The organism is Herbidospora mongoliensis, assembly GCF_001570545.1.
Lineage (GTDB): Bacteria > Actinomycetota > Actinomycetes > Streptosporangiales > Streptosporangiaceae > Herbidospora > Herbidospora mongoliensis.
This window is the reverse complement of sequence record NZ_BBXD01000014.1, coordinates 396269-410753: the sequence shown is the minus strand read 5'-3', so window position 1 is coordinate 410753 and position 14485 is coordinate 396269. Positions and strand designations below refer to the sequence as shown.

Annotated in this window: 11 protein-coding genes; 7 read left to right on the top strand and 4 right to left on the bottom strand. The window is 67.7% G+C overall.

Annotation, left to right across the window (positions count from 1 at the left end; translation table 11 throughout):
• Nucleotides 1–18 precede the first annotated feature (18 nt).
• Nucleotides 19–2298, top strand: coding sequence for a glycoside hydrolase family 9 protein (locus AW272_RS20810; protein ID WP_218010987.1), 2280 nt, complete (start codon nucleotides 19–21; stop codon nucleotides 2296–2298).
• 84 nt (nucleotides 2299–2382) lie between these two features.
• On the opposite strand, the gene AW272_RS20805 is transcribed toward AW272_RS20810, so the two are convergent.
• Complete coding sequence (locus AW272_RS20805) at nucleotides 2383–4584, bottom strand: fibronectin type III domain-containing protein (protein WP_066367651.1); 2202 nt, start codon at nucleotides 4582–4584, stop codon at nucleotides 2383–2385.
• Between the two features lie 250 nt (nucleotides 4585–4834).
• Between AW272_RS20805 and AW272_RS20800 the strand changes: the two genes are divergently transcribed.
• Complete coding sequence (locus AW272_RS20800) at nucleotides 4835–6448, top strand: hypothetical protein (RefSeq protein WP_066367649.1); 1614 nt, start codon at nucleotides 4835–4837, stop codon at nucleotides 6446–6448.
• A gap of 34 nt (nucleotides 6449–6482) precedes the next feature.
• Here the strand turns inward: AW272_RS20800 and AW272_RS20795 are convergent, their stop codons facing one another.
• From AW272_RS20795 to AW272_RS20785, 3 genes are all read right to left on the bottom strand, one after another.
• Entirely contained in the window at nucleotides 6483–7256 is a 774-nt protein-coding gene (locus AW272_RS20795) for an alpha/beta fold hydrolase (RefSeq protein ID WP_218010986.1), read from the bottom strand.
• A gap of 57 nt (nucleotides 7257–7313) precedes the next feature.
• A complete protein-coding gene (locus AW272_RS20790) occupies nucleotides 7314–7874 on the bottom strand; it encodes a DJ-1/PfpI family protein (protein WP_066367639.1) in 561 nt (186 codons plus the stop codon).
• A gap of 87 nt (nucleotides 7875–7961) precedes the next feature.
• The gene (locus tag AW272_RS20785; protein WP_066367637.1) at nucleotides 7962–8672 is read right to left on the bottom strand and encodes a GntR family transcriptional regulator; all 711 of its coding nucleotides are present in this window, start codon (nucleotides 8670–8672) and stop codon (nucleotides 7962–7964) included.
• A gap of 431 nt (nucleotides 8673–9103) precedes the next feature.
• On the opposite strand from AW272_RS20785, the gene AW272_RS20780 reads away from it, so the two are divergent.
• From AW272_RS20780 to AW272_RS20760, 5 genes are read left to right on the top strand one after another with little or no spacing between them, the layout of a single operon-like run.
• Complete coding sequence (locus AW272_RS20780; protein ID WP_245657652.1) at nucleotides 9104–10459, top strand: extracellular solute-binding protein; 1356 nt, start codon at nucleotides 9104–9106, stop codon at nucleotides 10457–10459.
• Nucleotides 10456–11403: a carbohydrate ABC transporter permease gene (locus AW272_RS20775; RefSeq protein WP_083958507.1), complete on the top strand. Its 948-nt coding sequence runs from the start codon at nucleotides 10456–10458 to the stop codon at nucleotides 11401–11403. Before AW272_RS20780 ends, AW272_RS20775 begins: the two co-directional genes overlap by 4 nt.
• Nucleotides 11403–12311 carry a carbohydrate ABC transporter permease gene (locus AW272_RS20770; protein WP_066367630.1) on the top strand — a complete coding sequence of 303 codons (909 nt, stop codon included), beginning with the start codon at nucleotides 11403–11405 and terminating at the stop codon, nucleotides 12309–12311. Before AW272_RS20775 ends, AW272_RS20770 begins: the two co-directional genes overlap by 1 nt.
• Nucleotides 12311–13378, top strand: coding sequence for an ABC transporter ATP-binding protein (locus tag AW272_RS20765; protein WP_066367627.1), 1068 nt, complete (start codon nucleotides 12311–12313; stop codon nucleotides 13376–13378). The genes AW272_RS20770 and AW272_RS20765 overlap by 1 nt, the downstream gene beginning before the upstream one ends.
• Nucleotides 13378–14454 (top strand): ABC transporter ATP-binding protein, encoded by a 1077-nt coding sequence (locus tag AW272_RS20760; protein ID WP_066367624.1) that lies wholly within the window; start codon nucleotides 13378–13380, stop codon nucleotides 14452–14454. The genes AW272_RS20765 and AW272_RS20760 overlap by 1 nt, the downstream gene beginning before the upstream one ends.
• Nucleotides 14455–14485: the final 31 nt, after the last annotated feature.

The following is a 14485-nucleotide window of genomic DNA, read 5'->3' as shown; positions in this document are numbered from 1 at the left end:
GGGTTGAGAGGACTCCACGTGAACACCTCAGGCCGGATGCGGCTATCGGCGGCGGCACTGGCCGTCGCCCTGACCGCGGCATCGATCACCGCGATCGCCACCACAGAGACCGCCCACGCCGTCGCCCGCCCGGCGCTCGGCCAGAACATCAAGGTCAACCAGGTCGCCTACGTGCCCGGCGCCGCCAAACAGGCGACCGTGATCAGCGGTTCGGGCTCGCCCCTGGCCTGGAGCCTGCTGAACAGCTCCGACCAGGTGGTGGCGAGCGGCACCACTACCGTCTTCGGCGCCGACTCCCCCTCCGGAGACTCCGTCCACAAGATCGACTTTTCCTCGTACACCGGGACCGGCACCAACTACGTGCTCACCGTGAACAACGAGTCCAGCCACCCCTTCGACATCGGCACCGCCGCCTGGAAGAAGCTGCCCTACGACGCGCTGGCGTTCTTCTACCACCAGCGCAGCGGCATCGCGATCACCTCCCAGTACGCCGGCGGCAGCCAGTACGCCCGCGCCGCCGGTCACCTGAACGTCTCCCCCAACCAGGGCGACGCCAATGTGCCGTGCCGCAGCGACTGCGGCTACCGGCTGGACGTGCGCGGCGGCTGGTACGACGCCGGCGACCACGGCAAGTACGTCATCAACGGCGGCATGTCGGCCTGGCAGCTGGTCAACGCCTACGAACGGGCCAGGAACATCCCCGGCGCGGACACCACGGCCTTCGGCGACGGCACCATGTCCATCCCCGAGCGCGGCAACGGTGTGCCCGACATCCTCGACGAGGCCCGCTGGGAGATCGACTTCCTGCTCAAGATGCAGGTCCCCGACGGCCGGACGCTGGCCGGCATGGCCCACCACAAGATGCACGACGCGAACTGGACCGGCCTGCCGCTACGGCCCGACCAGGATCCCCAGCCCCGGGTGCTGTCGGCGCCCACCACCACGGCGACCCTGAACCTGGCCGCCGCCGCAGCCCAGTGCGCCCGGGTGTGGGCCTCCATCGACTCCTCCTTCTCCGCCCGCTGCCTGACCGCCGCGGAGAAGGCCTACACCGCGGCCAAGGCCAACCCGTCCCGGCTCGCCCCCACCTCCGACGACGTCGGCGGCGGCTCCTACGTCGACAACAAGGTGAGCGACGAGTTCTACTGGGCCGCCGCCGAGCTGTACGCCACCACCGGCAAGCAGACCTACCGAAGCGACCTGACCTCCTCTTCGCTGTACTACGGGCGCAGCTTCACCAACGAGGGCGCCCAGTGGTCGGAGGTCGGCAGCCTCGGCGACATCACCCTGGCACTGGTGCCCAACGGCCTGACCTCGTCCATCGGCACGCAGTTGCGCGCCTCGTTCGTCTCGGCGGCCGACGGCCTGCTGAACGTGATGCGCGGCCAGGGCTACCCGGTGCCCTTCCAACCCCCCGGCGGCGGCTACATCTGGGGATCCAACAACCTGATCCTCAACAACGCGGTGCTGCTGGCCCTGGCCCACGACTTCACCGGCGCCGAGCGGTTCCGCACCGGGGTGTTCGAGACGATGGCTTACGAGTTCGGCCGCAACCCGATGGGCTACTCCTACGTCACCGGCTACGGCGACAAGCCCTCCCGCAACGTCCACCACCGGTTCTGGGCCAACCAGATCGACTCCTCCCTGCCGATCGCCCCCGCCGGCTCCCTGGCCGGCGGCCCCAACAGCGGCCTGCAGGACCCGATCGCCCAGCAACGCCTCAGCGGCTGCCGTCCGCAGAAGTGCTACCTGGACGACATCGACGCCTGGTCGGTGAACGAGGTCGCCATCAACTGGAACGCCGTCCTGGCGTGGGTCGGCGCGTGGACGGCGGAAAAGTCCGGCACGGGCGGCCCAAGCCCGTCTCCGTCTCCGAGCCCCAGCCCGTCGCCGTCGCCCTCGCCGTCACCCTCGCCGTCGCCGTCGCCAAGCCCGAGCCCTTCCCCGTCACCGAGCCCGTCGCCGAGTCCCAGCCCATCCCCCAGCGGCGGTAAGGCCTGCGCGGCGACCTACACCCTCGTCAACCAGTGGCCCACCGGCTTCGGCGCGGCCGTCGAGGTGAAGAACACCGGCACCACCGCGCTCACCGGCTGGACCATCGCCTGGACCTTCCCCAACAGCCAGACCATCACCCAGCTGTGGAACGGCTCCCACACCGCCAGCGGCTCGGCCGTCACCGTGACCAACCTGTCCTGGAACGGCGCGCTGACCCCCGGCGGCACCACCTCTTTCGGTTTCAACGGCGCCTGGAACGGCGCCAATGCCACCCCAGCCGCAGTGACCTGCACCGCACGGTAAGCCGCGCGGTAGAGGAACCCGCCGGTGCGGACCGAACCCAGGTCCGGCCGCACCGGCGCGAACCACTCACAAGTGTCTATGGGATCAGTTGGCCAGCCACTCCTTGACGCTCCCGCGGTCGTGACCGATGACGGCCCCGGTGTTCCAGGCGAACTGGTAAGTCGGTGGCTGCGGGGGCGGCGGCGACTGACCCGGACGCGGCGTCACCGGCGGAGCCGGAATCTCCCGGAAGAGCCGGACGTCGTAGGCCTGGCAGCGAGGCGGCTGATACGTCCAGCGCTGATTGACCGCGATGGTGCCGATGTCGCGTACGAAGTAGCCGTTGAGGTCGTAGAGCCTGGCGACGAGCTTGTGGTAACCGAGGTTGGTCACCACGACATCGTTGACCACCGCGTAGCCGGCGACCTGGGCGATCGTCCAGGTCGCGGACGCCGTCCGGCCCGAAGGATTGTGCGCGATGAGGGTGTAGACGACGTTGCCGTCGCTGGTGCCGACACCGATCGTGTCCTCCCACAGGTCCAGGGTGTTCCGCTCGAGGGTCTGGATCACTTTGTCGCCCTGCTTGATCTGGATCTTCGTCGCGGCGGTCACCTTCCAGCTGAGCGAGATGGCCTTGGAGTCGCAGATGTGGATCTGGCGCCAGTTGCCGGTGAATGACGTGATGACGGGCTTGCCGCCGGTCCAGCCCTGGGCCGTCTGCCAGGGAGTGATGAGATGCAACGCGTGGAACGGGCGTACCTTGATGAGGTATTGCGTGTTGGTCTTGAGTCCGGTGATGGTGTGGGTCATGACGCCGGTACCCGGATTCGCCGCGATCTCGTGGTCCGTCACGCGGCCGTCCACCTCATAACTGATCTGATAGCTCTGTTCCCCGTCGGTGTTGTCCGTCCACTGCAGGGTCAGTGACGTCTCCGTCGCCTGGATGACGGACACGTTCGACGCCCTGGGCAGCATGGGATCGTAGGTTCGGGCGCACTGGGTGCTTCGAGCTTCGCTCGGCCTGTCGTTGCTGGACACGACCCGCAGGCAGACGGCGGTACCCGGCGCCAGTCCGGTGAATTTGTAAGACGGACTGCTGGACGCGGCCTGGGAACCTGCGGGAACCCACCCAGTGCCGATGTCTTTGGTAAGTGTGTACAGGTCGGCGTTCGGATCCGGCTCCCAGCGGAAGTTGAGCGTCGTGTCGGTGATGTCTTCATAGCCGATATTGAAGTTCGGCGGTTCGACCGGAGCCTCGATCGTCACGTCCTTGCAGCCGAGTTCCCTGTCGGCTCCCACACCTGCGGCCAGGTTCCGGGCCCTGACACAAACGGTGTGCTTGCCCGTCTCAATCTTGATGAGGTTGGGCAGGGTGAAGTCGTAACCGTGGTCGGCCCCGTAGCCGGGCAGGTCACGGCCGACCTCCTCGCGGTACTGGTTGGCGACGGCATTGTGCACGAGCTTCCCGTCGAGGTAGACGTCGACCGTCACCGGTGAGGTCTTGGCGTCGTCGTCGACCGCCCAGCCGACGACCCTCAGGTCCGTACCGGTGCGCTTGACCTGGTCGACCGCGCCCCACGGCAGGTGCCGGACCGTATAGGGCCTGCAGCCGAAGTCGGAGTGCGCGCCCGGTCCCGCATTGATCATGACCAGGCAGACCTGGTGCTCGCCGTCGACCGGGTGCCTCGGCAGGAGCGCGTCGAAGCCGTGGTGGTTACCGTAACCCGGGTTGGCGTCACCGACATCGGGACGCGGCTTGTCGGCGATGATCGACCCGACGAACTTGCTCTCGTCGTACACGTCGATCTGCACGGGGGCGATGGTGTCCGGGTCGATGACCCAGCCCTTCACCCGGTTCTCTTCGCCCTCCTTGACCGTCGACTCCCAGGCCCCGAACGGGTCGACCTTGATCGTCTTGGTGACGCACCCGATGCTCTTGTCCACTCCGGCGCCCATGTTGCGCACCTTGGCGCACACCTGGCCGCCGGCCCGCGGCGGCACCACGCCGTCGAACGTCTGCGACTGACCCTGGTTGGCCGTCACACTGCCGACCCGGGTGCCATCGACAGTGATGTCCACCGTGACCGGGCTGGTCGGATCGCTCGGATCGTGGGCCTGGCCGATGACCTGGATCCCGTTGATCTGCCGGACGACCGCCGTCAGCGTCCCTTCGGGGTCGTGAGCTCCCGGCGGATCGGGATCGTCGTTGCAGATCGGGCGGGTGTCTCCCTCACGGCAGCCAGGGTCGGCGGCCGCGGGCGCTGCGTTGATCACCGCCAGTGTCGCGAGCAGCAGGATGAGGGACAAGACCGTCCTCAATGAGTGCCGCACAAGAAGCTCCTCCTCGGATCGTTTCTCTGGCGGTCGCGGCGCGTGGTCGCCTGCAAAGCCGACATCCGACGCACGGCGCGACCCAGCCTCAAAAGATCGTTTCTGGTCCGCCTTGGGTCTCAGTTGCGACTCACTGGTCGGTCGACCGACGCCGTGCGTACAGCCGTGTCGGCGTCTGACTGGGTCACAAGTCAGGCGCAAGCTCGCGATGGCTTGATTGCCTCTCGTGAGAAGAATCCTTACGGCGGCCCTGGCCGCGCTGTTCACTGTCCTGCTGTTACCCGGGCAGCCCGCGAGCGCCACCCCGATCCAGGGGTACCTGAAGTGGTCCATCCTGCTGTGCAAGCTCGCCGACCGGCCGGCGGAGCAACAGCCGCCGAGCTTCTTCGAGGACCTCTACCTGCCTAAGGGCGCGGGACAGGGGGGCGTGCACGATTTCTTCGACCTGCAGTCACGCGGCCGGGCGACCATGACCATGTCGGTCGTCAAGGGCTGGTTCACGATGCCGTACACGTATGCGCAGGTCAACGCGGCCAACCGCCCCAGGAAAGTCGATCAGTGCCTGGAGACCGCGAAAGCTCAGGGGTACACCCCGCCCGCCGACCATCGCATCGCGGTCATGCTCAACGACCCCGACCTCGAATCCGGCGGTGATGGTCGTGGGCGGGTCGTGATCGACTCGGAGTTCTTCCACGCGTCCGGGCTGGCCGTCCACGAGATGCTGCACAGCTACGGCTACGACGACTCCTTCGCCAAGGCCGAGGACGACACGGCGAACGAGAGGAAGCTGCGTTACGCCGACCCGTGGGACATCATGACCGCCCAGACCCACTATGCCGCCCAGACGGCGCGATTCGGCAGGGGCCTGGTCGGGTTCAACGGCCCGAACATGGACAGAGCAGGCTGGATCCCCTACCCGCGGGTGCTGACCGCGGGGCAGGACGGCCGGACCAGCATGACCGTCAGGCTGGCCCCGCTGGAGCAGCCTCACCTACCCGGCACCCTGCTGGTCCGGATTCCTTTCGACCCGCAGGACCTGCGGCGTTACTACACCGTCGAGTTCCGCAAGCGGATCGAAGTCAGCTCGGGCATCCCGGAAGGCGTCGTCGCCCTCATCCACGAAGTCGACAAGGGCGACAAGAATTGGAGGGGCTACCAGGGCGCGACCATGGTGCTGATGAACCACGACGCGACTGGGCGTCCGACCAGCCCTGCCACGGAGGTGAACGCCAACGGTGTCACCATCAAAATCGACTCGGTGGCGTCCGACCACGCCATGGTGACCATCACCACCGACATCACGACCAAATGCATCGCCGGCCACACCTTCCGCAACGCGGTATCGGGCGACAAGGTGTGTGTCCCCATGGCCACCTACTACGAGACTCAGTCGGACAACCAGGACGCGCCGAACCGGGTGGCCTCGAACGGTAGATGCATCCTCAACACGGTCCACCGCCTGGTCACTCCGAACGACACCGTCTGCGTGCCTTCGGTCACCGCGCGGCAGATCGTGCTCGACAACCAGGCCGCCCCCGACCGGACCAACCCCGCCAAGCACTTCTACGGCCCGAACACCTGTAAGCCCGGCTATGTGTGGCGCGTCGCCGACGACAGCGACTACGTCTGCGTGACCCAGGCCGTCCACGACGAGGCCCAGTACGCCAACTACTCGGCGTTGGCGCGCTGGACCAACGGCCCCTGGGGGCCGCAGTCCTGCGTGTACGGCTACGTCTGGCGGGAGGCCTTCATCGGCGACAAGGTCTGCGTGACGGTCGACGTGCGGGAACGCACCCGCTTGGAGAACGAGACCGCCGGGGACCGCACGGTCGTCTGGTGACATCCGGGGCCTGCCTGCGGACCCGTCGCAGCGACTAGTGACCTCGTTCCCGGCCGAGGAAGCACGACAGGAGTCGCCTGAAGTCGTGCGGGTGCTCGAGCGCCGGCACGTGTCCGCATCGGCCGAGCACGTGCAGACGGACATCGGCCAGGTGTTCGAGCAGGGGCAGGGCTGCCGGCCCGAGCGGGGTGACTCGGTCCTCGGCGCCGTGGACGAGCAGCACGGGCGCGCGGATCCCTGCCAGCGTCTGCGCCGAGAGGGTGAGGTCGTCGTTCCACCGTGCCCTGGGCGGAGGGAACAACGACGCGAATGCGGTCTCCCCCGCTTGCATCGCAGCCGCACGGGCGGCGACGGCCGACTCGGTCACGAGCGCTTGGTCGAGGACGAGGCGACTCATCATGTCCCGTGCCCCGAGCGGGCCGGCGGGGGCGGCCCAGATCGCGTCGAGGTCGGCGGACAGCGGCGCCCCGGGGGCGCCCATCGTCGAGACCGCCACGACATGGGTGACCTGCTGGGGACGCGCGGCCGCCAACGCCAGCGCCACGGCACCGCCCATGGAGTGGCCCACCACGGCGTAGTGCTCGACGCCGAGAGCATCCATCAGGCCCGCGGCCTGCTCCGTCCACATCCGGAGCCCACCCCCGGAACCCGCCGGGATGGGTGTGCGGCCGAACCCCGCCTGGTCAGGAGCGACCAGGCGCCAGGACGTGCCCAGCTCCTGCGCCGTCGCCGCCCAGGCTCCGGATCCGGTCGTACCGGGTCCAGAGCCGTGCAGCATCAGCACCGCGGGTCCGGTGCCGCTCTCCATGACATGTACGGGGGAGCCATCGACTGTGACTGTCCGAAGTGCCGTCATCGAGACAGGTCAGGCGTTGAGGGACTTCGAGAAGAGGTCGATCATCGCCCGGCCGAACTGCGGCATGTCCGGCCAGCCGCGGCAGGAGACAAGGTTCCCGTCCACCACGTCGGGAGCGTCGATGACCGTCGCGCCCGCGTTCTCCATGTCACCGGTGATGGGAGGGAAGCACGCCACCCTCCGGCCCTTCAGCAGCCCGTACACCGCCGGCACCTGCGCACCGTGGCACACCAGCGCGATGGGGAGGTCACGCGCGAAGAAGTGCTCGGTGATGCGCCGGACGTCGGGGTCGACGCGGATCCACTCGGGGGCACGGCCTCCGGGGATGATGAGGGCGTCATAGAGTTCGACGTCGACCTCGGACCAGGGTACGTCGACCGGCAGCTTACGGCCGTTCTTCTCCACGTAGGCGTCCGAGTTGGGGTCAAACTCGTGGATGACGAGCTGAATGTCACGCAACGTCCGTGACGAGACGTCGACGTCCCAACCGGCCTCCTGCACGCGGTAGTAGGGATACATCGTGTCGAGCTCCTCGGCGGCATCGCCGGCCAGAAGCAGCGCTCTGGGCACCTACTTCTCCTCGCATCTGGGGCACGTAAGGTGGATCGGATCCAATCCGATCCGGTTGGGTTAGCATTCCTCGACCCAGCCCGCCCGTCAAGCCTTTACGGCCATTCCGTCCGCGTCCTTCGCCTCGTCGAACAACCGCCGGAACCGCTCGCCGGACCGCAGGATGTGCCGGCGCATGGCGTAGGCGGCGGCGTCGGGGTCGCGCGCGGCGATCGCGGTCAGAACGTCTTCGTGCTCGGCCATGGCCAGGTGGGTGACCTGGGTGTCGTGGACGAGCCGGAACAGGTGCACGTGCGTGTGCAGGCGGGCGAGCGCCTCGCGGATGACCTCGTTCTCCGCGCTCAGGGCGACGAGATCGTGAAAGGCGGCGTCGCGCAGCCCGAAGGCGCCGTAGGCCACGATCCCGCTGCCCCCCTCGAGCTCCGCCATCTCCTCCAGCATTCTTCGCAGGCCGGCCACCTGTTTCGAGGATGCGCGCTCGGCGGATCTGCGCGCCGCCGCCGGTTCGAGGAGGAGGCGGAGCTCGAGCATGTCCTCGAATCGCTGACGGGTGATCTGGGGGGGAATGCGATAGCCGGCATGGGGCACGCGCACGACCAGGCCCTCGGCCTCCATGCGGTTCAGGGCGTCTCGGATCGGCGTCTGCGAGACCCCCAGCTCTCGCGCCAGGACGTCGATCGTGACGCGGGCGCCAGGCTCGATCCGTAGCGACATGAGCTGTCCGAGCAGCGTCTCGTACACCTCGTCGGCGAGCCGGCCGCGCGATCGTCGCCGCGCGATCGTCGCTTCGTCGTCCATCGTGACGTGGGGTCCTTTCTTGGGCTTACGGGAACCTGTTGACATCGGTCCAAATTTTGCGGGATGTTGACGCCCCAACCCGGATCGTATAGGAAAGGTGGCGGATGTCACCCATCTTTAACTCACGCGTAACCGCGCGCCACCGCTCCGATTCGATCAGTTGGAGCTCCCCCTGAGCATGTTCCACGTCCTGCATGGTCCGCCACCGGCCGTGCGGGCACCGAAGGACTTCTCGCTTGATTGAAGCCCCCCATACGTCGCGGCGTACCCGTGACGCCGGTCTGCGGGTCAGCCCCTGCGACAGCCGGCAACACGCCTGAACAACCCCCCTGCTCGGCGAAGTACGCAGCAAGGCTCCAGTGGTCCACACCCAGAAAGCAGGCACGAAGATGCGGTACCCGAAGCGAATAGGACGACTGTCCGTGGCAGCCATGTTGCTGGCCACGGCCGTGGCTTGCGGCGGCGGCGCGGACGAAGGCGCGACGAGCGCCCCCAAGGCCCCGGCGGACATCCCGGAGCTCACCAAGGACCCGCTGACGCTCAGCTTCATCTGGTTCGACTGGCCCCCCGCCCACGCGCTGGAAGCCTTCGCGAACGCGGAGTACACCAAAGGTCGGTCGAACGTGACCATCAAGGTCAACACCGTGCCGAACGCGAACTGGCACGACGCCATGTTCACCCAGTTCGCGGCGCACAAGACCGACTTCGACATCCCGATCCTGGACTCGCAGCACATCGGTGAGGCCGTGACGAACGGCAACATCCTCGACCTCACCGACTTCGTCAAGAAGAACATCGACGTCAACGCCTACAACCCGTACCTCCTGGCGGCCTACGGCCAGTACCCCCAGGCGGAGACGGGCAAGCGCGACGAGAACGCCAGCCTGTACGGACTGCCGCTGCTCGGCGACACCTGGACGATGATCTACCGCAAGGACCTGATCGGCGACAACCCGCCGAAGACCTGGGACGAGATGATCTCGGTCGCCCAGAAGTGCCAGACGGACAACCCCGGCGTCAGCGGGCTGGCCTTCCACCAGGCCAACGGCTCCGACGCCGCGGCCGTCACCTACAACACGGTGAACGGCATCTACGGCGGCAACCTCTGGGACCCCAAGGCGCGCAAGATCAACGGCATCATGAACGACGCCGCGGGCCAGGAGGCGATGGACGTCCTGGTCAACAAGATGAAGCCGCTGACCGCCCCGGGCTCCGGCAACTGGTTCATCGACGAGGTGAACGCGGCGGTCGCCCAGGGCAAGGCCTGCATCGCGTTCAACTGGATCGCCGCGAGCGGCGGCCTGCTCGACCCGAAGCAGTCGACGCTCGGCACCACGCGTGAGGAGATCCTCGGCAAGCTGGGCTTCGCCACCCTGCCGAGCCAGAAGACGGACCTGGTGCCTCTCGGCGGCATGGGCATGCACGTGTCGGCCTACTCCTCCCCGGAGAAGCAGGCCGAGGCGCTCAACTTCATGAAGTGGTTCGAGCAGGCTGACGTCCAGAAGAAGTGGGCCGCCGCCGGCGGCGTGCCGTCGCGTACGGACGCCCTGCAGTCGCCCGAGTTCCTCAACGCCGGGCCGTTCAACAAGGTGTACACCGACTCGGTCTCGCGGATGCGGGACATGTGGAACGTCCCTGAGTACGCGCGCCTCGTCGACATCGAGAACACCAACGTGAACGCGGCTCTCAACGGCGCGAAGCCGCCGAAGCAGGCTCTCGACGACATCGCCAAGGAGCAGCAGGCCGTGCTCGACGCGGGCAGCGGTAAGGGCGGCGGCGGGCTGTGAGTGACCCCGTCACCCTGACGACGGACCACCCCGTGCAGGCGGCTGCGACGCCGCCCGCACGGGGGCGGTCCCGCCGGTTGAGCGACCGATGGCTCACGGTGGCCTTCATCTCCCCGGCGCTGCTGCTGCTGCTCGCGATGTCGGTGTTTCCGCTGCTGTGGGCCTTGTACCTGTCGTTCACCGACTACTCGGCCACCCGCGGGGGGTCGGCCAATTTCGTCTGGTTCGAGAACTACACCGCCATCCTGACGTCGGCGCAGGTCCATATGAGGGCCCTGACGACGTTGATCTACGTGGTCGGCGCGGTCGCCCTGCAGATCGTGCTCGGCTTCTCCATCGCCTACCTGATCTCACGGCGCACGAACGGGCGAGGACTGCTGACCACGCTGTTCCTGGTTCCGATGATGCTGTCGCCGGTCGTGGTCGGGCTGTTCTGGAAGTTCATGCTCGACGCGCAGTTCGGCGTGATCAACAGCCTGCTCGGCTCGCTCGGCGTGGGACCGGTGGAGTGGCTCACCCGGCAGAACACGGCGCTGATCTCCCTGATCGTGGTCGACACCTGGCAGTGGACGCCGTTCATCATGCTCATCGCACTCGCGGGCCTCACCGCGGTCCCCAAATATCTGTACGAGGCCGCCTCGATCGACCGGGCGTCCGAGTGGTTCCGGTTCCGCACCATCACCCTTCCGCTGGTGTGGCCGCTGCTCCTCATCGCCGTGCTGTTCCGGGCCATCGAGGCATTCCGGCTGTTCGACCTCGTCTACATCCTCACCAGCGGAGGTCCGGGCGTCTCCACCGAGACGTTGTCGTTCCACGTCTACAAGGTGGCGTTCCTGGGCTTCAACACCGGAACCGCCTCGGCGTACGGGATCCTCATGGTCCTCATCGTCATCGTCCTCGCGCAGCTCTACATGCGCTACCTCAACAAGCTCAAGGAGGACTGATGGCCGTCTCCGTCGACAAGACCGTGTCCACAGGTCCTGCCAGGGGTCGCACGTCGCCCGCGCGCCGCACCAGCGGCCGGGGCCGCTCCGTGCTGGAGATCGCGCTGCTGACCGTGCTGGCCGTGGTGATGCTCTTCCCGGTGCTGTGGATGATCGAGACGGCGTTCAAGGAGAACCGGGACGTCTACGCCATTCCGGCCAAGTTCTTCAACTTCACGGTCACGCTGGACCATTTCAAGGACGTGTTCGTCGACTCCACCGGTCGCTCGTCCCTGTCGACCGCCTTCCTCAACTCCGTCGTGGTCGCCGGGGTCTCCACGGTGCTGGCCACCGTGCTGGGGGTTCCGGCGGCCTGGGCCTACTCGCGCTTCGCCGTGAAGGCCAAGAAGGACCAGCTGTTCTTCATCCTGTCCACGCGGTTCATGCCGCCCGTGGTGGTCGTGATCCCGATCTTCCTCATGTACCGCCAGCTCGGGCTCATCGACAACAAGCTCGGCCTGATCCTCATCTACACCGCGTTCAACGTCCCGTTCACGATCTGGATGATGAAGGGGTTCGTCGACGAGGTGCCCGCGGAGTACGAGGACGCCGCCATGCTCGACGGCTACACCCGCCTGCAGGCGTTCTGGAAATTCACTCTTCCCCTGCTGCTGCCCGGCATCGCCGCGACGGCGGTCTTCGCCCTCATCTTCTCGTGGAACGAGTTCGTGTTCGCCATCTTCCTCACCTCCAGTGACAGCGTGCGGACGGCCCCACCCGCCATCGCCGGCCTCATCGGTGGAACCACCGTCGACTGGGGTCTCGTGGCCGCCGCCTCCGTGGTGTTCGCCCTACCGGTGCTCGTCTTCGCCTACCTGGTGCGCAAGCACCTCGTCGCCGGCGTGACGCTCGGGGCGGTGCGACGCTGATGGCGGGCATCGAGGTCACCGCGTTGCACAAGCGCTACCCGGACGGGACGGTCGCGGTCGAGCACGTGGACCTGTCCATCCAGGACGGCGAGCTGTTCGTGATGCTCGGCCCCTCGGGGTGCGGCAAGACGACCACCCTGCGGGCCATCGCCGGCCTGGAGCGGCAGACGACGGGCGACATCCACATCGGCGACACGCTGGTCAACGACCTGCCGCCCGCCGATCGCGACATCGCCATGGTGTTCCAGTTCTACGCTCTCTACCCGCACCTGAACACCCGCGACAACCTGGCCTTCCCCCTGCGGGCCGAAGGACTGCCCAAGCCGGAGGTGCAGGAGCGGGTCGAAGAGGCCGCCCGGCTGATGCGGCTCGGCGAGCTTCTGGACCGGCGACCGCACCGGCTGTCCGGCGGGGAGCAGCAGCGTGTCGCGCTCGCCCGCGCCCTGGTGCGACGACCGCGCGCGTTCCTCATGGACGAACCCCTCACCAACCTGGACGCCGAGCTCCGGGCGGACATGCGCACGGAGATCAAGCACCTGCAGGGCGAGCTGGGGACCACGATGGTCTACGTCACCCACGACCAGGTCGAGGCGATGTCGCTCGGTCACCGGATCGCCATCCTCAACAAGGGCCGCGTCGAGCAGATCGGCACGCCGCTGGAGGTCTACGACCGTCCGGCGAGTCTTTTCTGCGCCGCGTTCATCGGCTCCCCGCCGATGAACCTGATCGAGGTGGAGGTGGCCGACGGGAAGCTGCGCAGCAAGAGCGGGCTGGCCCTCACGCCACCGCCAGGTGTGCCGCGTGACCGTTCCCTGGTCGCAGGCGTCCGGCCGGAGGCGCTGGAGGTCACGGAACCGGGGGCGGAAGGTTCGGTCCCGGCCCGTGTGATCTCGGCCGAGTGGCTGGGCGACGAGATCATCTACGTGGTCGACCACGGCGGCCCACGCGACGTCCGGGTTCGGATGGCGCCGACGATCCGTTTCGCCGCTGACGCACCGGTCGGGCTGCGGCACACCGGCGGGCCTCCGCCGGTCTACGACGTGAGCACGGAAGAGCTGGTGGCCTGATGGGAACCGTGGCGGTAAACGGGCTGCGCAAGTCCTTCGGCAAGGTCCAGGCCCTCGACGGGGTGACGCTGGACGTACCGGACGGCTCGTTCTTCGTCGTGCTCGGGCCCTCCGGGGCGGGCAAGACGACGACCCTGCGGGCGATCGCCGGCCTTGAGAAGCTCGACGCCGGGTCGGTGCATCTGGACGGGCGGGACGCGACCGGCGACGCCCCGGCCGACCGCGACCTGGCCATGGTCTTCCAGAGCTACGCCCTCTACCCGCGACTCACGGCGTACGAGAACATCGCCTCGCCACTGCGGGCACGTCGCCGTACTTCGAGCGAGATCGCCGACGCCGTCGAGCGGATGGCGAGCCTGCTGCACATCGAACGTCTGCTGCAGCGTCGTCCCGCGCAGATGTCGGGCGGTGAGATGCAGCGTGTCGCCCTGGCGCGGGCGCTGGTCCGTAGCCCGCGCGCGTTCCTCATGGACGAGCCGCTGACCAACCTCGACCTCAAGCTCCGCGTCGAGATGCGTACCGAGCTCACCCGCATCCACCGGAGCCTCGGCGGAACCTTCGTCTACGTGACCAACGACCAGGTCGAGGCCCTGTCCATGGCCGACTACGTCGCGGTCCTCAAAGAGGGCAAGGTGCAGCAGGTCGGCACGCCGACCGAGGTGTACGAGCGCCCGGCCAACCAGTGGGTCGCGGGCTTCGTCGGGAGCCCGGCGATCAGCCTGCTCGCCTGCCACGCCGAGGGAGATCGTCTGGTCGGGGAGGCCGGCTGGACGCTGCCGCGGCCCCGCTGGACCACGGCCGAAGACGGTCGTCCGCTGCTGCTGGGCCTGCGGGCGGAGGACCTGTCCGTCGAGCGGCGTGGGGACACGTCGTTGCCGGGTGAGCTGTACGGCCTTGAACCGCTCGGTGACCGAACGGTGGTCGACGTCCGGGTGGGGACGGAGATCCTCAAGGTCAAGGCCAGGCCCACCGTCACCGGTACGCCGGGCGAGCGGCTGCAGGTCACGGTCGACCTGGACCGCGCGCACCTGTTCGACGCGGGCACCGGGCTGGCGCTCTCCGAGGCCGGTCGCTGAGGTCACGGTGGACATCACCAAGAACATCGCA

What these genes read in the sequence shown, in the direction of transcription:
- AW272_RS20795 (WP_218010986.1), bottom strand. Translation starts at nt 7,256, where the DNA reads ATGGAGAGCGGCACCGGACCCGCGGTGCTGATGCTGCACGGCTCTGGA.
- AW272_RS20785 (WP_066367637.1), bottom strand. Translation starts at nt 8,672, where the DNA reads ATGGACGACGAAGCGACGATCGCGCGGCGACGATCGCGCGGCCGGCTC.
- AW272_RS20780 (WP_245657652.1), top strand. Translation starts at nt 9,104, where the DNA reads ATGTTGCTGGCCACGGCCGTGGCTTGCGGCGGCGGCGCGGACGAAGGC.
- AW272_RS20770 (WP_066367630.1), top strand. Translation starts at nt 11,403, where the DNA reads ATGGCCGTCTCCGTCGACAAGACCGTGTCCACAGGTCCTGCCAGGGGT.
- AW272_RS20765 (WP_066367627.1), top strand. Translation starts at nt 12,311, where the DNA reads ATGGCGGGCATCGAGGTCACCGCGTTGCACAAGCGCTACCCGGACGGG.
- AW272_RS20760 (WP_066367624.1), top strand. Translation starts at nt 13,378, where the DNA reads ATGGGAACCGTGGCGGTAAACGGGCTGCGCAAGTCCTTCGGCAAGGTC.